Source organism: Acidithrix sp. C25 (genome assembly GCF_904848545.2).
On record NZ_CAJHCI020000002.1, the window covers coordinates 390468 to 410745 of the forward strand.

Consider the following 20278-nt stretch of genomic DNA (forward strand, 5'->3'; position numbering starts at 1 on the left):
TCCTGAAATCACTTTTAGTGGCCTTTTTGGTAACCCAAGTCGCTATCTTCTGCACCACCGTCTTTTTGCATCGCGCTGCGTCTCATAGAGCCCTTAAGCTTTCCAAGCCACTCACCTACATCTTTCGAACCATAATATGGCTGACAACTGGAATCAAGCCACGTCAATGGGTCGCCGTCCACCGGGTTCATCACGCCTACACCGACGTTCCGGGAGATCCACATTCACCAATTGTCGAAGGCTTCGCAGCAATTCAATTTGGTAACGTCTACTTTTATCGCAGGACTATTCGAATTCCTGGGTTAGTGGAACGTTACGCCAAGGACCTAGCGCCAGACAAGATGGACAAGATCGTCTACGATCGATCGCTCCTAGGACTCGGTATAGGCATAGTCATTTTGTGGTTAACCTTCGGTTGGGAACTAGCCCTCATAACGTCGGTACTGCATACAGCGATGTATCTACTTCTATCCGGCGCTATAAACGCAATTGGTCACACCTATGGCCGTAGACCATACGACAATTTGGCAACAAACAACAACTGGCTTGCGCTTTTGACAGCAGGCGAAGGTCTCCATAACAACCATCACGCTGCGCCAACGTCTGCGAAGCTAGCTCTTGGCAAACGCCAAATCGATCCATCCTGGCCCTTTATCAAAGTTATGGTTGCATTGGGACAAGCCACAATACGCCATAGCGAGCCGAAATTTGTAAATCCCAAGCGAATTACCAAGGAAACCATCGCCTAGGCAACCTGTAACCGCCTGCTTTTTTGGCAGTGGCTAAAATATGACAAACCCGAACTTTACAATCTCCCAATGCAAATGGCTGCACTGGGAGATTTTGATTGATATTGATTACCTAAATATAGGCACTGCGACCTAAGATTTTCACTATCATCTATCGATTGTGCAAAATGCAACATATCTGTGAGGAGCCGAATAAGTGATGACAGAGATCGCCCCAGAACGTAATCCCCACCTAGCTAAAATTCTAGAATTTGGCACATCTCCGTGGATCGACAACATTACAAGAGATTGGTTTGTAAATGGAAAACTTTCCGAGCTAATAGCTCTTGGGGTCGTCGGTCTCACCTCAAACCCTTCCATCTTTTCCAATGCGATCTCCTCCACTGATATCTACGATAAGGACATTGCAGCTTTTGCATCAAAGGGTCTCAACTCCTCTCAGATCGCCTTCGAACTAGCAAAATATGATGTATCGGCCGCAGCACGACTTATGGCACAAATCTACGAATCCTCCAACAAACAAGACGGTTGGGTCTCCCTAGAGGTCGATCCAGACCTCGCATTCGATTCACCAGGAACTCTCGCCGCAGCAAAGGCGCTTCATCAAGAACTCCATATTGATAATGCAATAAAGAACATCATGATCAAAATTCCAGCCACCAAAGAGGGGCTTGGGCCCATCGAAGATGCCCTTGCATCTGGAATTAGCGTGAATGTTACTCTAATATTTTCCCTAGAACGATATCGCGAGGTCTATCGCGCCTTCCTTCGAGGCGCCTCTCGTTTTGCACAAGATGGTGGCGACCTAACTACCCTAAAGAGCGTCGCATCATTTTTTGTGTCGCGCTTGGACTCAGCAATCGACCCGCTGCTGGTTCAAAGGGGTCGCCCAGATCTAGTTGGAACCGTTGCCTTAGCTCAATCCAAGATGGCCTATCAAGCGTTCTTAGAGTTTCAAAACGAAAGCGAATCCCAAGAGCTACTTGCCAAGGGGCTGTCGCCACAACGTCCTCTTTTCGCCTCGACATCAACTAAGAATCCCGACTTTCCTGACTTGTTGTATGTTGAAAACCTCATTGGCCCTAACTCTGTCAACACAATGCCACTGGGAACCCTGGAAGCACTTGTAGATCATGGCAATCCTAGGAAAGAGTCCGTGCTCGAAGATATTGAAGGTGCAATAGAACTACTTTCATCAACACTATCTTCTTTAGACATTGACCTTGTCGAGGTCACTCAAGAGTTAGAACGCCAAGGTGTATCCTCATTTTCCAAAGCTTGGCATGCACTTCTTGAAGAGATTGAAAAAAAGATAGCAAACTTCTAACAAAATCAATCATCTCTGCAAAATTTACTACATGACACCTAGAGAGGCATCACTTGACGGAAATATATACCAAGTGATGCCTTTGCGTTGAGGCTTATGCCAACCTCACCAAAAATAAATTCACACCGGAGCAAAAAGCTATATGTCCTAGCCAAACTTTCCAAAATTCAACCCATTCTCCCAGCTAGTAGCCTTAAGGTCTAATGTTGGGACACTACTAATGCGTCGCAATCGTCTTGATTGGATAATACTCTTTGGTTAATGCCCCATGCCACAATCGCTATAGCCCTCAAGGATCTCCTCTAAAAAGGAGATCCTTGAGGGCTAAGTTCCGCTATTTATCTTTAGCAGTGCAGCGAGATTGTCATCTCCTTGTAGCAGGTATACGACCTCTTTGATTTATATCACACGACGAAGTAAGGTCTGGATTCAACAAACCAAATTAGCTTTCTTGCTCAGCCAACGGTAATTGCATCTATTGGCTCATTTAACTTCTTAGGTGGCAATGAGCCATAGAATGCAGCATCACCGAAGGAGAAGACCCCTCCATCACTAGCTACCAACCAGTAGCCCTTGCCATCTGGGGTTGAAGCAATTCCTACTATTGGCTTGTTGAGTGTCTTAGGTGGCAATGAGCCATAGAAGACAGCATCACCAAAGCTAAAGACCCCTCCATCACTAGCTACCAACCAGTAGCCCTTGCCATCTGGGGTTGAAGCAATTCCTACTATTGGCTTGTTGAGTGTCTTAGGTGGCAATGAGCCATAGAAGACAGCATCACCAAAGCTAAAGACCCCTCCATCACTAGCTACCAACCAGTAGCCCTTGCCATCTGGGGTTGAAGCAATTCCTACTATTGGCTTGTTGAGTGTCTTAGGTGGCAATGAGCCATAGAAGACAGCATCACCAAAGCTAAAGACCCCTCCATCACTAGCTACCAACCAGTAGCCTTTGCCATCTGGGGTTGAAGCAATTCCTACTATTGGTTGATTTAGGTTTTTATTGGCTAGAGATCCATAGAAGGTTGCACTTCCATAGCTAAATACTCCACCATCACTAGCTACCAACCAGTAGCCCTTGCCATCTAGGGTTGAAGCAATTCCTACTATTGGTTGATTTAGGTTTTTATTGGCTAGAGAGCCATAGAAGGTTGCACTTCCATAGCTAAATACTCCACCGTCTTTTGCAACTACGTAATATCCAGGCTTTGTGGTGGTAGATGGATTTTGAGTTGATGGACTTTGATTAGTTGTAAGTGTTGTTATAGATACCTCGTTAGAAGGTAACGAACTACCTGAGGTGTTAGTTGCTTCTATATAGAAATAATAGGTAGTAGATGGATTGAGGTTTGTAACTGTACAGCTTGTTGAACTAGCAGTTAAAGGTGTTGTACAGCTAATAGGTGTAGTTGATTCTTTTCCACTTGTTGTTCCTTCAAAGATGTTGTAGCCAGTAGCTGGTAGATAGCTTTGGTTAGTAGATTGGCTCCAGCTAAGTGTTATAGATGTTGGTGAAATAGGTGTTGGATTGTTTAGTTGTGGGGGTGCTGGGTATGGAAAAGTAGTGGTGATTACTCGAGGAGTTTGTTGGACAGAGCCAGCATTGCAATATGGACCAGTAGCGCTTATACCTCTTTGGTCTGTTGTTGGACAAAGGGTGATGCTCGGTCCATTAGTACCAATAGTTACAGCTGTTTTAGTAGGTATCAGCCCTATTGCTGGGTTGCCTGGCTCAGGCAGGATTGTTTGTGTTGGACCACCGTTGTTTTGAAGGGGACCGAGATTTTCAGACGCGATCGAAACAATACTTGTAGATTTATTAGCAGTAGGTGAGCTTGGAAAACCACAGGTGTTATCGTCTGCGACGATGTAGCCAAGGTCAGTAATGGTGGTACCGTACCCGCCACACTCACCGCCAGATGGGGCACCACCTTTAGTTGCGAGTAGGTCGGCGGCGAGGTATGTCGCGGCATCGCCGCTAAAGATTGCAGCGGCGTCCGCAGAAATGTTGTTGAAAAAGGTGGAGTTGGTAACGGTGAGCGTACCACCATTACCGTAGATGCCCCCGCCTTGGTCGCCTTGGCCGCCCGCAATGTTGTTGAAAAAGGTGGAGTTGGCAACGGTGAGCGTCCCACTATAGAAGATGCCTCCGCCTTGGCCTCCGTTTTGGCCGCCCGCAGTGTTGTTGAAAAAGGTGGAGTTGGTAACGGTGAGAGCGCCATCGTTGGCGATGGCTCCGCCTTGGCCGCCATAGCCACTAATGGCGCTGTTGTTAAAAAAAGTGGAGTTGGTAACGGTGAGCGTCCCACTGCTGAAGATGCCTCCGCCTTGGCCGCCTTGGCCGCCTTGGCCGCCCGTAACCGTTACTCCATTTAGGTTCACGAAGTTGCTGTTAATAGTTAGGACTGTACCTTTGCCTTGTCCATCAAGAGTTGGGTTTGTTACCCCAGGGGCAGGTTGTATCGTGACTGGTGTCGTCGCTGAGGTATTTGCTGTATTGAGGGTGAAGTTGCCTTCATAGGAGTTGGTGCTTGTTATTGAGCTACTTCCAGATGTTACGAGGTCAATTGTTCCACCAGCTCCAACATCACCAAGAGCTGTTGTAAGGTTGCATGCATCAGTTGCATCAGCACAGGTAGCTGAACCAATTGGCGTTGCTGCTGCATAGAGAACGCTTGCCAACTGTAGAGAACCAGCATCACAGTAGACCCCAGATACGGTTGCAAAACCACGCTGATCTGTTGTTGGACATAAGGATAACTTAGTATTATCAATAGTTACAGTTGCAGTAGGCGGTATCAGGCCGATCGCTGGGTTGGTGTGCCCGGGCAAGATTGTTAGTGTTGATCCGCCGTTATTTTGGAGGGAACTTAAGAGTCCTGGCGAAGAGGCTTTGTTAGTACTTGGTGGAAAATAGTCACTGGATTTATGTAGGCCACAGGTGTTATCGTCTGCGACGTTATAACCATAATCGATAAATCCACCCCCTGAGCACTCACCGCCAGTCGAGGGGGCCGAGGGAGTTGCCAGAAGATCAGCGGCGAGGTTTACCGTGCCAGATGCGTTGTAAATTCCGCTGCCGAGGCCAGAAGCGCCGCCGCCAAGGACACTGTTTCCACTGATGGTCGAATTGGAAATAGTGGTCGTGCCACCATTGTTGTAGATACCCCCACCGTCGCCGGAGAGACCGGGAGTGGTATTGGTACCAGCGTTGCCCGCCCCATTACCCGTAATCGTGGCATTCGAGATCGTGAAAGAACCGGAACTATGATAGTAAATACCACCGCCGTTACCGCCAGTGCCCGCAGAGGCGAAAGTGCCGTTACCACCAGTGCCAGCAGAGTTACCAGAAATAGTCGAGTCAGTAATTGTGAGAGAACCAGTACCGACATAGCTAATACCACCACCGTTACCGCCAGCGCCGCCAGAACTAAGTCCATTGCCACCATTGCCAGCAGAGTTACCAGAAATAGTCGAGTCAGTAATTGTGAGAGAACCGGAACCAGAATAATTAATACCACCACCGTTACCGCCACGGCCGCCGGGACCCTGAGTGCCATAGCTGCCGCTTGCTGCTTGTCCACCCGTAATCGTTACTCCAATCAAGTTGACGTATACGTTGGTGTTGATTGTTAGGACCGTACCGCTGTTATTTCCATAAAGTGTTGGGTTTGTTACCCCAGGAGCAGGTTGTATCGTGATTGGTGCGGTCAGTGAGGTACCGTTTGTATTGAGGGTGAAGTTGCCTTCATAGGAGTTGGTGCTCCCTGGCGTTACGAGGTCGATTGTTTCACCTGCGGTTACCTTGGTTAGTGCAGTTGCAAGGTCACATGCATCGTTTGCGTCAGCACAGTTGCCTATACCAGTTGAGCTTGCCGCTGCATAAAGGATTGTATTTGAGGAAGTGGTACCAGTAGAGGCACCACTTGGTGATATCGTTGAAAATCCAATAGCACCTACTAGACAGATAAGAGATAGGGCAATTCTCTTAAATGATCTACTTACGAATGAGATGACACCGAAAGTAGATCTTGCAAAAGATACCTTCTTTGAATTTGAATAACCGCTAAATGGCTTTCTGTGCGATTTAGGAAGTTTTGACATAAAAGTTGTGACCCATCTCATTATCCTTGCGTTTACCTGTGCTTACTTGTTTGATTCAATTATGCAACATTTAAACTAACATTCTATGTGTAACTATACCGCATAATCAAACACAAAGAGTGACTTTAAAGCAAGCAATCTCAATCAACTGGGAAATTAGTTAGCAAGAAGAGATAAATAGTACCTTTGGTGACGGTAAGCGTGAGAATGGCTAAATCGTTGCTCTGTTCTTCCATTGGTGGTTTCTAGCACCAGTGTCGCCTAAATCTAATTAATTTCGATTTCTCGTGGATCGACTTACCTGGTTGAAAATTTCTTTTAGTTGGTGATCACAAGTCAGCAACTTGGAAACGCTAGACCCCACTTAGCTCCAACGACAGCTACTGAGCCCTTCACCAATAGCCTTTTCTTGATCTTTAGAATGAAGCCCCTCATCGTCCGTTCAAGGTTTTCGTTCTACAGGGTTGATATTCCGTACAAAGCGATGCTAACTTCCTTGACGCTTGCGGTGTCAATGGCCGCTGAGAAATGCAAGTTAATTGCCGCGAACAATGCATACAGGGGGCCGTCGCTTTTGAATGTTTTACCACAGCTCGCGTTAAGCTAAAGCCCTCCTTTTTGGCCATTACGAGTAGATATTTCATACGGTTCTGCAATGGGCATTTCTTGGAGGGGAGAAACCATACAACTCGTTGGGCGCTCTAGCCGAATTCGCACCTTACAGGCCTCGGAGAGCTATGTAGAGTCGATCAGATGAAAGTTGTCGATGGCAGTTTGATTTTTAGCTAGGGTTGACATTTCGATGTGAGGGAATTGGAAAAAGATCTCTTTATTATTCCTCTTTAATTGGTAGAAATGATACTTGAGAGCATTGCGGCCACAGTTGGTGAAGCCGATCGTTTGGCAATTGCCCGGGTACTCAATCAGACGACTGCTAAACCTGCCATGTTCGCTTCACTCTACCGAGCGTTCAACCCATCCTGACGCAGTATCGATCGGTGCGCCTCCATTGGTGGGACGTCTGGTTATGGCTTTGAGAGAGGCAGGTATAGCAATTGGCGAACCCACATGTGTGGGATGTGGACGAACAAATCACAAGGCGACCTCGTCGCAGGAAGGCGGGGTGTGTGGTAATTATCGGCGTCGACAGCTGGCTACAACGTGTGTTTCGTGTGGGAAGATAAAGATCGTCCACAAACCTAATCAGCACGAACGGAACATTGCTCATCACCACTAGCAATGCTCCACAACTCAATAGCCCCAATGGCGGCGCTAAAGAGCTAGAAGTCTATCCAACCAAACAGGAGGCAGCTATTTGCGAACTCCACTGGCCCGCTACGTGACGATAGCGCGACGATTCTGTTATACATCTTCGATCTCCTAAGCCAAAAGCAATGAGAGATCGTCAATTAGTTGTCTGAATTGGCAGAGTTAAGTGTGGTCATTTGATTTAGTTGCCGACTTATCGTCGGCAACTAAATCAAATGACCACCACGGGTAAGTCGATCCACGGGAAACCTAAATTAACTAAATTTTGGCGGCACCAAGGTGCCAGAAAACCATTAATCTGGAACTGAGCAAATGTGCCAACTATTCTGACACTCACCGCTACCCAAAAAGATATCTACTCAATTCTTGGGATAGTAGACACCTCAGGTCGAACCAAGACGGTGATTGCTCAACTGTAGTGCCCAAATCTTGACACCAATATGGTCATAACCTGGGCTTTCATGGGGCGGTGCCCGAAACTAGAGCTAGCGATATCAGGTCTATCCAAGCGCGACGTCTCCAGCCATCAAACTTTCATTTAATTCCAGGATAAAACTTACATAAGGTCATCTTAAGGCCGATAACCAAAGGGATGAAGTGGTCCTAGTTGTTCTGAGTCTCAACAATAAAATCAGCTGAAAGGTCGGCATACAATATGTCTATCGACATAAATCACGGTCAAGCTTTCGATACTACTGAGCCAACCGTGGCAAATCAATCTTCGATTTCGCGATATGAACTAATGGATTCAATCGACCTTGCAGATCGCATAATTGACCTTATTGAAGGATCTTCTCATATCGCGATTGTAGCTCGCAACTTCGCCGATCGCCTTGATGTCACCTCGCATGATACCACGACTATAGCCACCTCGATAGAGGAGATGTCAGCCACTGCCAGGGAGATCTCACAGAACGCTCAGATCGCATCAGATGTAGCCGAAGCGTCCAAACAGCGCGCCGAAAACGGCTCGCAAGCGCTAACTCGCCTCTCTGGCCAGCTTCAAAATATGGAGAGCGCGGCCTCAGCAATCTTCCATTCGGTCGAAGAGTTCGTTTCCGAGACAAGAATAATTACTACGCTGACCGAAAGTGTCACCGATATTGCCGACCAAACCAACCTCTTGGCCCTAAATGCGGCTATCGAATCTGCTCGAGCGGGGGTGCATGGCAAAGGATTTGCTGTAGTGGCGGAACAGGTTCGCTCCCTCGCAGATCGCACGCGAGAGATGGCTCGTCAAATCGCCGAAAGCGCAACAGTTATAAACTCGAAGTCAGAGGCGGTTCGAAGTCTATCCTTACAAGGACAGGAACTTGCAAGCACGAGCTCCGCTTACATCAATGAAGCCATTGGAGTTCTCGCAGAGGCAGAAAATGCCTCAATCGAGGCCAAAGAGAGAATCTTGCAGATTGCCATTGGAGCGGAAGAACAAAGCGTAACATCCTCAGAGATGGCACACAACGTATCAAATGTCGATAGCGAACTTCTAAATATAAAGTCGAACTTCTCTACGATTACCGATGGCGTTATGAGGCTCACTGAATCCGGCCATAAAGCGGTTTCAGACGTTACATCAAATGGCCACAGCGCGCAGCTAATTTCAGCGACCAAAGCTGACCATCTACTTCTAATACAATCAGTCATCTCGGCAGCCTACAGTAGTGATCTTCGAACGCGCTCGGAGTTCAAACTCGCAGACGAACACCATTGCCGCTTAGGTATATGGATCGATAATGTCGGCTTCGAAGAGTTCTTCGACAGCGTCGCATTTGCCCAATTGCTTCAAGTACACCCAGAGATTCACAACAGTGCCAAGAAGCTCTTGGCAAGCGCGGTCGATAACGATCGCGATCGAATGGCCAGATACACAGTTGAACTACTCTCACACGTGCCAATAACACTTTCAAGTTTAGATGACATGAGATTTGAAATCCTAAAACTCGAATTCTAACGAGACCACCCGGAAAACAAAACGAGCTCGAGAATTGGACGACTCGAGCTCGAAGAGCCTTTGGTCACGCTAAAAAATTGACCATTTAATCGATAAAAAAGGTCCGTCTTTTTTCGTGTTTATATCTATTTAAAGGCAACTTAGCCATTGAAGCAAAGATCAACGACGGATAGTTACGACTTTGATAAATCGGTATCCATGAATGTTGCGCCAATGCCATTAGGGTATAAAAAGTCTTGAACGTTGGGGGCATTGCTCCCATCCCAAACAACGAAACGAGAGATTAATATGGCATTCGACCTCGCAACTCGTATCCTTGAAGGAGACAACACTATTTGGGGACCCAATAGTGTCGCCCCAAATCGCCTTGGTTGGATACATCTAATTGAACGCACACAGGAGTTCCTGGACGACTTACGCTCATGGAGCGAAAGTATCGATCAATCCAAAATTGTAGTACTAGGTATGGGTGGGTCTAGCCTTGGACCGCGCGTCTTCTACGACTTTACAAAGCGGACTAATAGTGCGATCCGAGAGATAGTGGTAATTGATTCAACAGACCCACGTGGCTTTGCTGACCTAGACATTACCGACGCAGCCTTCATCGTCTCATCTAAATCTGGAACGACAGTTGAATCAGAGGCTCTATTTCGTTTCTTTCGAGGTCGCCAGTCGAATCCAAAAAGATTTATCGCCATTACCGATCCGGGGTCACCACTAGAGGCAATGGCAACCGAACTAGGCTTTAGCAGAGTCTTTTCAACTCCACAAAACGTTGGCGGTCGATTCTCGGTCTTCAGCGAATTCGGCCTCGTGCCTGGCATATTGGCAGGCATCGATATAGTTGAACTCCTCAGCGCTGCCCAAAAGACTGACAGTGGCAAATATGTCGAACTCGGAGAGACTCTCGGTGCCAACGCTAATTCTGGAATACCATTCGTCTCTATCGAATATGAAAGCGACGACAAGCGCTCAATCGGTATGTGGACCGAACAGATCTTGGCCGAGAGCACTGGCAAGGAGGATAAGGGGCTAGTTCCTGTACCACACCGGTCAAAAGAAGGAACTTATCCAACCTCTAACTTGATAGTGGAGTGCAATAACGTACAAGAGTTGGGCCAACACCTATATGGAATGCAACTCGCTACCGCAGCAGCAGGATACAGCCTAGGTATCGATCCATTCAACGAACCAGACGTCGGCGTATCAAAAGAGATAACTCGCCGAGTTTTGGCTGGCGAAAAGTTCAACCCGACCCTAGAGGATCTCGAGTGTGACCAGGTGGAGAGCTATATCTCCGACCGTAGTGACGAGGGTAAATACTTCGCACTATCAGCCTATCAACCACTTGGGTTCGAGGACGAACTATACGCCTGGCGAGATGACCTAGCCAAAGCTATAGCTACCTCACCAATCACAGCAGGACTCGCACCTCGACATCTTCACTCCACTGGACAACTGCACAAAGGTGGGCCAAAGACGCTTGAACTGATCCAAGTCGTCTCAAAGGACTATGGGCCTAAGGTTACAATCCCAGATATGGATACCGACTTTGGAACTCTGATTAGAGCTCAGGCAGATGGCGATGCGATAGCTTGTCAAAATCGCGGTCAAAAGGTATCGCGACTCTATCTTTGAAGAACTTAACGACTGAAGCTCCAAGTCTTCTCGTAGAAGCCTGGAGCTTCAGTTCGATCTATGGTTTCCAATTGATAACTTACAAGATCGGAAAGCCATAACAGCCTGAACCAAATGCCGCACAAATAAGTCTCAATTGATCATTTGCACCTATAAAAGCTAATGACAAAACTAATACCAAGATAAAGATCCCAAAGGCGAAAATAAAATGGATAACTACCGATTCGAGGTCTCACCAGACGTTGGGGCCTCGCTCTCCAATCTCCTAGCACGACACATTGAAACTTCACCTGACCATCGAACCTCATTCTTTGCCACAGGTGGATCCCAGGCTACAATGTGGTACCCAACGATAGCATCGAAGTGGAATTCTATCATTTCGAAAAATGGCGCTCTTGATCTTTTCTTAGGTGATGAACGATTGGTTCCCCTAGAAAGCCCAGACTCAAACACTCGACTCATCAATGACCTCTTGATGGAAAAGGCTTCTGGCGCGGATATCACCTATTTCACACCTACCCTTGGCCAAGACACAGCTTCATTAATTGCGATCGAGCAACTTTGTGGGTCGTCAACACTGCTCGCAAATGAAGAGATCGAGCCATACCGAAAGTTTCTAGCTTCCCTAATAAATCGATATGACGAGCTTCTGGAAAAAACAGTTTCAAATCGATTCCTCCATCTTGGTCTAGGGCCAGATGGTCACATAGCCTCGATTTTTCCAAATAGAACTGACTTCAACATCAAAGGCAAGTTCTGCGAGATCGGTTATGACTTAGCTCAAGTCAACAAAAACCTACGCCTAAGCGTAACCATGGACTTTATCAACTCTTCAAAAACTGTTGTGCTATCTGTAACTGGCCGTGAAAAAGCTAAAGTTCTACGTAAGGTACTTGAAAATCCAAGCGACTACCCCGCAGGGAGCCTTGGGGCTTTGGATCTGATAATCCTAGTTGACGAGGATGCAGCTAGCGAATTCGATCTCTAGAGGGCGAATTTATCTTTCCCTTTGATCGCCAATACCCACTCACAAAGAGTAAAAGCAATCACCTTCGAGATCAATCGAAGTAGATCAATCGAAGTAGTAGTCCCCCCCCCAATCCCAATAATCTTCCATCTCTCGAACTATCAATGAGTTTTGGTCTCTCAGCCATCAAAGCGCATGGGGACCAAAACTCGATGACCAAATACGACGTCGCAAAATAAAAGAGGCGCTAACACCAAGCCAAAAACCAAACAAAACTCGCGCTCGCCGCCATAGTTTTGCTGAAATACGAACAACAAGACACCAAGTATTACAGGTCCGACCCCAGTCCCATCTCCCAGTCCCATCTTGGCGGTGCAAAAGTCGAGTGAACCTTCGAGGTCGCTACTAACAAAGATTCGGCTCTCCCAGTAGTATTCGGGTCAAGCAAATGAACTTTGGAGATATCAAATGTGGCGCAGTCTCCCAAGAATGACCCAGAACCAATTAATTTGACCTATTGTTAGAAATATGGGATCACAACTTTCTAATTTATCCACCACCCAACTGCTGGAGCGAGCAAAAAAGATACGAGATGAAACCTTTGGTGATTGCATAACATTCTCGCCAAAGGTCTTCATTCCGCTAACCCAACTTTGCAACGATAGTTGTGGATACTGCACCTTTGTAAAACGCCCGTCTCAATTAGAAAGCCCTTTTTTATCACCGGCTCAAGTAGAAGAGATCGTCCGCCAAGGCGTACAAGCAAACTGTCATGAAGCACTTTTCACCCTGGGAGAGCGACCTGAAGATAGGTGGATTCAAGCTCGTCAATGGCTAAATGACAATGGATACTCCTCGACCGTTGATTACATTCGGGATATCTCAAAAAAGACAATGACGACCTTCGGCCTCCTTCCACATGTAAACGCAGGTGCACTCTCCAAGAAAGAGCTAGAAGAGGTGGCCCCCTATTCTGCATCAGTTGGAATGATGCTCGAATCGATCCGAGGGGATTTAGATTGCCACAAGGGCGCCCCTGACAAGACGCCACAGCGTCGATTAGAGACCATAAAAAGTGCAGGCGAACTGGCGATTCCATTCACAACAGGACTGCTAGTTGGAATTGGCGACGATGAATCCGATCGCATCGAAGCCCTAGAGGCAATCGCCAAGCTCAACGACGAATACGGCCATATCCAAGAGGTAATAATTCAAAACTTTCTGCCCAAGGATCAGACCCGCCTATTTGCTATGGAAAAATGCGACGATGAAACCTTTCTGCGCAGCATCGCGCTGGCAAGAATAATCCTTCCTACCTCGATCCATCTCCAAGCACCTCCCAATCTTAGCGATAACATAAGAGCACTCATTGGCGCTGGGATAGACGACTTTGGTGGAATATCGCCAGTCACAATCGACCATGTGAATCCCGAACGTCCTTGGCCACACCTCGAAGTGCTTGCCAAAGAGGTCAGAAACGAAGGTTATGATCTAATTCCGCGCCTTCCAATATATCCTGAATTTGCCCGCGATGAAGAAAAGTGGCTACGGCCTGAGTCGCGCTTTTATGTAATGGACCACAGCGACTCGCTTGGTTATGGACGAGAAGACGACTGGGTCTCAGGCGGTGATACTCCCCCACCAGAGATCTTGGAGCCCATCTTGAAAAAGAGTGGACTCGCCCTATTTTCGCCAGATCCACATAACTCAAACCGAAACGAGATCGACGAGATAATTGATGGTATCTTGATTGGCCATGAGATAAATGAACATGAGATAGAGGTTCTATTTGGAGCTAGAGGCTCAAAAGTTCGTAAAATCGCAGCAGTCGCAGACGAACTTCGCGCTAAAAGCGTTGGCGACACTGTAACCTTCGTGAGAAATCGCAACATAAACTACACAAACATCTGCACCTTCAAATGTCGCTTTTGCGCCTTTTCCAAGGGCCCTCTCTCATTAAACCTAAGAGGAACGCCATATCTGTTGGACATGGATCAACTTGCCCAAAGGGTAGTAGAAGCAAGCGAGCTAGGAGCAACCGAGGTATGTCTCCAAGGCGGTATCCACCCTTCTTTTGATGGTAACTATTACATTGAGGTAGCCAAAACGGTTCGAAGTGCCGTTCCGGAGATGCATATTCACGGTTTTAGCGCCTTAGAGGTCCATGAAGGTGCACGTCGCCTTGGGATCGAACTCAGCGAATATCTTCAAATGTTAAAAGATGCCGGACTCAAGACACTACCTGGAACTGCTGCTGAGATCCTAGACGACGATATCAGAGCTAGGTTATGCCCGGACAAGATAAATACCCGCCAGTGGCTTGACGTGCATCGAGCAGCTCATGGTGTTGGTCTGCGCTCGAATATAACCATCATGTTTGGAACCTTCGAAAGACCAAAGTCATGGGCAAAACACTTTGTACTGACACGTGACCTTCAAAAAGAGACAGGCGGCTTTACCGAATTCGTACCTCTTCCATTCGTCCATATGGCGTCACCAATCTACCTTCAGCAAAAGGCGAGGCGTGGCCCAACTTTTAGGGAATCGCTGTTAATGCATAGTGTTGCTCGATTGGCATATCACGGCTGGATCGATAACATTCAGGCATCATGGGTAAAGATGGGTATCGAAGGGGCAAGGACACTCCTTCGATCAGGAGCCAATGACCTTGGCGGCACTCTGATGGAAGAAAACATCTCCAGAGCAGCCGGGGCTTCTCATGGACAACTCCTCGACCTTGAAGGCTTCAAAGAGATCGTCAACCCACTGGGGCGAAGATTAGCACAGCGAAGCACACTCTATAAGGAAATAGCGCAATTTAGCTAGGTTGGATTCGCATAGACTTATTGGCTAAGAACTTCCAAAAAACTTTTACGAGACGATTGAATACGACATTGACGCAAGATTCGCGATTTAAAAACTCCATGCACCAATCGACACTGCTCCACGATGAAATCGTGGCCCTTATTGATAAGTTAGGACCCAAAAAAAATCGCGATCTTATCTTTCAGCTTCTCAGCGTCTGTGTTAACTTCGCTGACGAAGAGACTGATCGTCTGGATATTAAGATTGCCTCAAGTGCTCTTGCAGAATTGAGTAATGCATTTTCAACCTTTAGGGCCTATCGCAATCAGCACAAATTGACGATCTTCGGTTCGGCTCGAACCACAAAGGACGACGCCGATTATCGCGCAGCCCATGATCTAGCTCAAGCAATGGTCGAAAATGGTTGGATGATAATTACCGGTGCTGGCCCCGGTATCATGGAAGCTGGAATCGAAGGAGCAGGACGTGAAAACTCCTTTGGAGTAAATATCAAGCTGCCCTTTGAGGGCGGGGCGAACCTATTTATCGCTCAAGACCCAAAACTCGTAGAGATGAAGTACTTCTTCACCCGAAAACTTATCTTCATGAAAGAGTCGCATGCCTTTTTAATCCTTCCAGGAGGATTTGGGACTCTAGACGAAGCATTCGAGCTTCTCACTCTCGTTCAAACGGGCAAGTCGCCTCTGGCACCGATTGTCTTTTATGAAGCCAAAGGCGGAAACTACTGGAACCATTGGCTCGACTACGTAAATAAGCAGCTCTTTGAGCGAGGAATGGTCTCGCCCCAAGATTCAGCCCTCTATCTCATCACCGACTCACACGAAAAGGCCGTTGATGAGATAGTCAGCTTTTATCGCAACTATCATTCGATGCGCTGGGTGGGAAACTTGCTTATTTTACGGATGAGGTCTGCCCCATCCAAGAGTGAAATGAAGGCCATTAATCGTGACTTTGGGCACATCTGCCAATCTGGGACCATAGAATCCATACCAATCACTGGAACGGAAAAAGGCGAAAAAGACGGCCTTGATCTGGCAAGAGTGGCACTTCGTTTTGACAAAAGCTCCCATGGCGAGTTGCGAAACTTAGTCAATGCTCTCAACGGTCTGTCAAGCCTAGAGATAAATCTTCCGATACAGACTAGGTGAAATCTTGTGTTGCTTGTGGGATGCCAGCTCCCGACGGATCATCTAGCTGTGCATACTGTGGGCAGTTCTATGACTCACCGAGTGCCTATGAACTTTCGCCATCACCTACGACCTTCCTTTGGAGAACAGCGACCACAACCCTCGCTGAGGCAAGGATAGAAGATGGCATATGGAGGATATCAGCCGGACCTGGTGCGAAACCTCAGATCTCGATGCTGGCCATTAGACGTGATAGCAAATATACAGTAGCACTTCTAGATAAGGATCTACAGCGGGTCTCAACCGTAATTGTTAGAATACCCGATCCATCGACAGGTGAATCATCTCGATTCCTAGCGGTTGTAAACGACGATGTAAAGACCTGCCTGGTAATTCATGGCGATGGTCCTACCGGATTCCATATAGTAAATCGCCAAGGTGACGTTGTAGGGCTGGCATCTCCCCGCCCGGGATTTCCTCTTTCGGGAATGGATGCGCTCCTAACTGGAACCCATTACGACTGGAAGCCCCTTGAATTCTTCGCCATCGTCTTTAGTCTGATGCTCGCCAAGATCTCAGCCAAAAAGTGTGACTTGACGGATATAGATCACCTTTGCCTTGACTCAGATGAGAACCTTGAGGGATCAGCCTCCGACGACAACTAGCAATGAACTTGAAATCTTTGCACATCTCCACCAAAATGTTTCGTGCCTAACGATTCCCTGTGATATCTTAATTATTAGGCATCAGGGGGAGCAAAAATGACTACTAAACGCTATGTCCTTCCAGTCGAATTGACAGGCTGGAAGACCAAAGACGACACCGGAGAAGTTCATTTCAGTTGGGACTATGACAGCGGGCGCGAAAAGATGCTCAACTTATACGACAAGGGTAAGCGACGCCAGTGGGACGCCCAAATTAGAATTGACTGGTCAGAGACGATCGACATAGACAATCCCTTGGGCACAGAGGACCACTTCGTACCCATTTGGGGTTCGCCAATGTTTGACAAACTAGATGCAAAAGGTCTAGGCGAGCTGAAGTTGCACCTGGCATCATGGCAATTCTCACAATTTCTCCACGGCGAACAAGGGGCTCTCATATGCGCTTCTAAGATCGTTCAAAATGTGCCGGACATGGATTCGAAATACTACGCAGCTACCCAGGTGATGGATGAGGCACGCCACGTTGAGGTCTATTCAACCTACCTAAATAAATTAGGAATTGCCTATCCAATCAACCCTAACCTTCGCTCCATCCTTGATGATGTTTTAAACGACTCTCGCTGGGATATGACCTACCTAGGCATGCAGGTTCTAATCGAGGGCCTTGCCCTTGCAGCTTTTGGCATGATACGTAATATGACAGGTAATAAACTTGCTCGAGACCTGACTGCCTATGTTATGCAAGATGAGGCACGCCACGTAGCCTTTGGGAGAAATGCACTCCGCGACTACTACCCAAACCTAACAGAGGCCGAACGTCAAGAGCGCGAAGAATTTTGCGCCGAGGCATGTATAGCCATGCGCGACCGATTCTTAGCCAATGAGGTCTGGTCAAACCTAGGTCTGGATACCAAAGAATGTGTCCAATGGGTAAATGAATCCGAGTCGCAAATTGCATTTAGAAGTTTGCTCTTTACAAGAATCGTACCCATCCTAAAAGATATTGGACTCTTCGGTAAAACGATGCGCGACACCTTTGAAAAGATGGGGTTCTAGGCTTCGCCGAAGTTGACATCGACCAAATTATGGACGAAGACGATCAAATAGCTAGCGAAATCGATAAGGCAAGGGTCGCCGACGTCGACAAGACCGTTGCCCTTGGCGCACTGGAAGACCTATAATTCAAGGCAATAACCAATTGTAACCATGAGCCTTATGGCTCCCATAAGGCTCATGGTCTAGATGAGAAACCACCGATACGGCCTACATTAGCGCCATAAAGTCGACGAACTGTCAACGAACTTAGGGCCACTAAGAGAACGAGTTAGCCTTGTAGTTCTAGCGCCGCTGTCAGCTATGAATAATCTTTGGAGTCCCGATAAACTCTTGCACGGTCTATTCCCGGAACAAAAGCTCTAAAGATCTACCAGATGCGAGATTCATTGCCACCTCGAAGATGGCGGCAGAAACCTATATCCCGCACCTCGCACTGTCTGAATCAAAGAATCATGGTGAGGTATATTGATCTTCTTGCGCAAATACCCGACATAGACGTCCACTATATTTGACCCAGGATCAAATGAATAGTCCCAAACATGATTGAGAATCTGAATTCGAGAGAGCACTTGACTGGGATTTCGCATGAATAGCTCGAGTAACGCCCATTCGCGTTGAGCCAATTCAATGCGACGTCCGCCTCTAAATGCAACTTTGGAGACTAGGTCAAAGCTGACATCGGCCACCTCCAGAGTTGTAAGAGAGGTCGTCTCAAAGTTTCTTAGAGCTGCGCGAATTCTAGCCAAAAGTTCATCGAAGGAGAACGGTTTGGTTACGTAATCAGTCGCGCCAGCATTTAGGCCTTTCACCTTCTCGGAAATCTCATCTCGAGCAGTAAGAATAATTACCGGCTTTGAAAACTTCTCCGACCGCCAATGCGCCAATACAGCCTTGCCATCCTTGCCCGGCAAACCAAGATCGAGCAGTACCAGATCGATGTCGTCGCGCATCAGTGGAACCACGGACATCGCCGAATCACCATCTTGAATCAATGTCGTTGCGTAACCTTCAGCACGAAGCCCTCTGGAGATAAAACTCGCAATCTTTGGATCGTCTTCTACAATGACAATATTCACGCTTGCATCCTCACATCTCGAAATTCGCTCATTAAAACCGCCTATAGCTCATAGTCGTCATCTGGTATTTCAGCCATTACCAACGGAAGGAGCATGGAAAAACGTGCTCCACCATAGGGGGAGACCTCAAGAACCACACACCCCTTATGTGCCTTCGCAACCGCATCGACAATTGACAGCCCTAACCCTGCTCCCTTTTTATAGGGTTGAGAGCCCCGAGCAAAGCGAGCAAAGATCGCATCTTCCATTCCAGTTGGAACCCCTGGTCCGCTATCAGAAACTGATATCTCCAAAACCGAACCCCGAGTGGTTGCACTAATTTCTATTACATCATTCATTTGGGTCACTTTGACTGCATTTTCCACCAAATTCAAAAGAGCGCCACGAACTTTTGCAGCATCAAACTCAACTACTAGATCAGGAGGCTCTTGATATTGCCAATTACGGTCAGCAATCACAACTGACGACGAGTAAAGATCCGCCATAAATGATCTAAAGTCAACTGGCCCTCGAAGAATAAAATCTCGCTCCATAGTGCGTCCCAAAAGCAGAAGCTGATCAATTAGATGGCTCATAAAGGTTATCTCTTCCTTAGCCGCCTCAAAGCTCTCAATATTGTCCTGCGATAAAACTTGACCAGAGCGCGCTATGAGCTCCAAGTTCCCGTTGATTATGGTAAGCGGGGTCTTGAGTTGATGTGAGACATCCGAGAGAAGTCTCTTCTGTCCCTCCATCATCTCATCCAGTCGATTCAGCATCTCATCAAAGGTCTTGGCCAAAGTACCAACTTCGTCCGTTGCCCCGCTGTAATCGATTCGCCGGCTTAAGTCTCCATCTGCGATTCCGATTGCTGCATTTGTGATTCCGCCCACGGTCTTCATCACACGTCGCAAAAGAAGGTATCCACTGCCCATAGTAAACAAAAGTGCTATCGCCGCCTCGAAGAGCACCAAAACCAACATCTGATGCATCTGAGTTATCTCTTGAGATAGGTCCGCAGTTGCAATGAAAACCCCAAAAGGTCGTCCGCTAATCAATATCGGAGTGGCCACAACCAAATATGGTACGCCAAGCGCGCTGAACGTCAACACCTTGGTAGTCGTAGGGAAATGATAGACGAGATTCTTTATAGGGCCGTCGGGAAGGACTCCTTGAGATCCCGTAGAACCCAAAATAGGGTGACCAACAATTGCTATAACTATACTTTTTTGACTATTGAGCTGATGCTCAATCAGGTATGTTTTAGAGTAGATAAAGACATTGCTTGACGTAGAGGTACCAATCGCCCTTTCATATTCAGCGACCTCGTCAACCAAGTTTTGTCGAACAAGGGCGACCGAACGCTGTCCAAAAGTCTGAGAGACCTGAAGCACTACCAGACCTAAGACACCAGAGGTCACGATAAATAGGGCAAGAACAAGACGTGGGACCGTGCCGATTCTTCTCTTTATACGCCGTGTCTTAGGTGAACTATTTTCCATTGCACAACCACAAAGACTCAATGCATTGATTTGAGGAATCAAC

Annotated in this window: 11 protein-coding genes and 1 pseudogene; 9 read left to right on the plus strand and 3 right to left on the minus strand. The window is 47.2% G+C overall.

Annotation, left to right across the window (positions count from 1 at the left end; all coding sequences use genetic code 11):
• Window positions 1-26: 26 nt before the first annotated feature.
• Both ACIDITHRIX25_RS94940 and tal read left to right on the plus strand, forming a co-directional pair.
• Window positions 27-749 (plus strand): fatty acid desaturase, encoded by a 723-nt coding sequence (locus ACIDITHRIX25_RS94940; RefSeq protein WP_213333443.1) that lies wholly within the window; start codon window positions 27-29, stop codon window positions 747-749.
• Between the two features lie 199 nt (window positions 750-948).
• Window positions 949-2076, plus strand: coding sequence for a transaldolase (tal, locus tag ACIDITHRIX25_RS94945; protein ID WP_052606890.1), 1128 nt, complete (start codon window positions 949-951; stop codon window positions 2074-2076).
• Window positions 2077-2531: 455 nt separating this feature from the next.
• Here tal and ACIDITHRIX25_RS94950 read toward each other — a convergent pair whose 3' ends face one another.
• Window positions 2532-6179: a beta strand repeat-containing protein gene (locus ACIDITHRIX25_RS94950; protein ID WP_201733129.1), complete on the minus strand. Its 3648-nt coding sequence runs from the start codon at window positions 6177-6179 to the stop codon at window positions 2532-2534.
• A 1924-nt stretch (window positions 6180-8103) separates the two neighbouring features.
• Here ACIDITHRIX25_RS94950 and ACIDITHRIX25_RS94955 point away from each other — a divergent pair.
• The 7 genes and pseudogenes from ACIDITHRIX25_RS94955 to ACIDITHRIX25_RS94985 all read left to right on the plus strand — a co-directional run bounded on the left by ACIDITHRIX25_RS94955 (window position 8104) and on the right by ACIDITHRIX25_RS94985 (window position 17803).
• Window positions 8104-9399, plus strand: coding sequence for a methyl-accepting chemotaxis protein (locus ACIDITHRIX25_RS94955; RefSeq protein ID WP_201733130.1), 1296 nt, complete (start codon window positions 8104-8106; stop codon window positions 9397-9399).
• A 288-nt stretch (window positions 9400-9687) separates the two neighbouring features.
• On the plus strand, window positions 9688-11037 hold the full coding sequence (locus ACIDITHRIX25_RS94960) for a phosphoglucose isomerase-related protein (RefSeq protein WP_201733131.1): 1350 nt from the start codon (window positions 9688-9690) through the stop codon (window positions 11035-11037).
• A gap of 208 nt (window positions 11038-11245) precedes the next feature.
• Complete coding sequence (locus tag ACIDITHRIX25_RS94965; RefSeq protein WP_201733132.1) at window positions 11246-12025, plus strand: 6-phosphogluconolactonase; 780 nt, start codon at window positions 11246-11248, stop codon at window positions 12023-12025.
• 507 nt (window positions 12026-12532) lie between these two features.
• Window positions 12533-14830 carry a 5-amino-6-(D-ribitylamino)uracil--L-tyrosine 4-hydroxyphenyl transferase CofH gene (cofH, locus tag ACIDITHRIX25_RS94970; RefSeq protein WP_052605221.1) on the plus strand — a complete coding sequence of 766 codons (2298 nt, stop codon included), beginning with the start codon at window positions 12533-12535 and terminating at the stop codon, window positions 14828-14830.
• 56 nt (window positions 14831-14886) lie between these two features.
• Complete coding sequence (locus ACIDITHRIX25_RS94975) at window positions 14887-15978, plus strand: LOG family protein (RefSeq protein WP_201733133.1); 1092 nt, start codon at window positions 14887-14889, stop codon at window positions 15976-15978.
• A 20-nt stretch (window positions 15979-15998) separates the two neighbouring features.
• Window positions 15999-16622 (plus strand): hypothetical protein, encoded by a 624-nt coding sequence (locus ACIDITHRIX25_RS94980; RefSeq protein ID WP_201733134.1) that lies wholly within the window; start codon window positions 15999-16001, stop codon window positions 16620-16622.
• A gap of 96 nt (window positions 16623-16718) precedes the next feature.
• Window positions 16719-17803: pseudogene (locus ACIDITHRIX25_RS94985) on the plus strand (ferritin-like domain-containing protein).
• 258 nt (window positions 17804-18061) lie between these two features.
• Here the strand turns inward: ACIDITHRIX25_RS94985 and ACIDITHRIX25_RS94990 are convergent.
• Window positions 18062-18754 carry a response regulator transcription factor gene (locus tag ACIDITHRIX25_RS94990; protein ID WP_052605217.1) on the minus strand — a complete coding sequence of 231 codons (693 nt, stop codon included), beginning with the start codon at window positions 18752-18754 and terminating at the stop codon, window positions 18062-18064.
• Window positions 18755-18795: 41 nt separating this feature from the next.
• Window positions 18796-20235 (minus strand): HAMP domain-containing sensor histidine kinase, encoded by a 1440-nt coding sequence (locus ACIDITHRIX25_RS94995; protein ID WP_201733136.1) that lies wholly within the window; start codon window positions 20233-20235, stop codon window positions 18796-18798.
• Window positions 20236-20278: the final 43 nt, after the last annotated feature.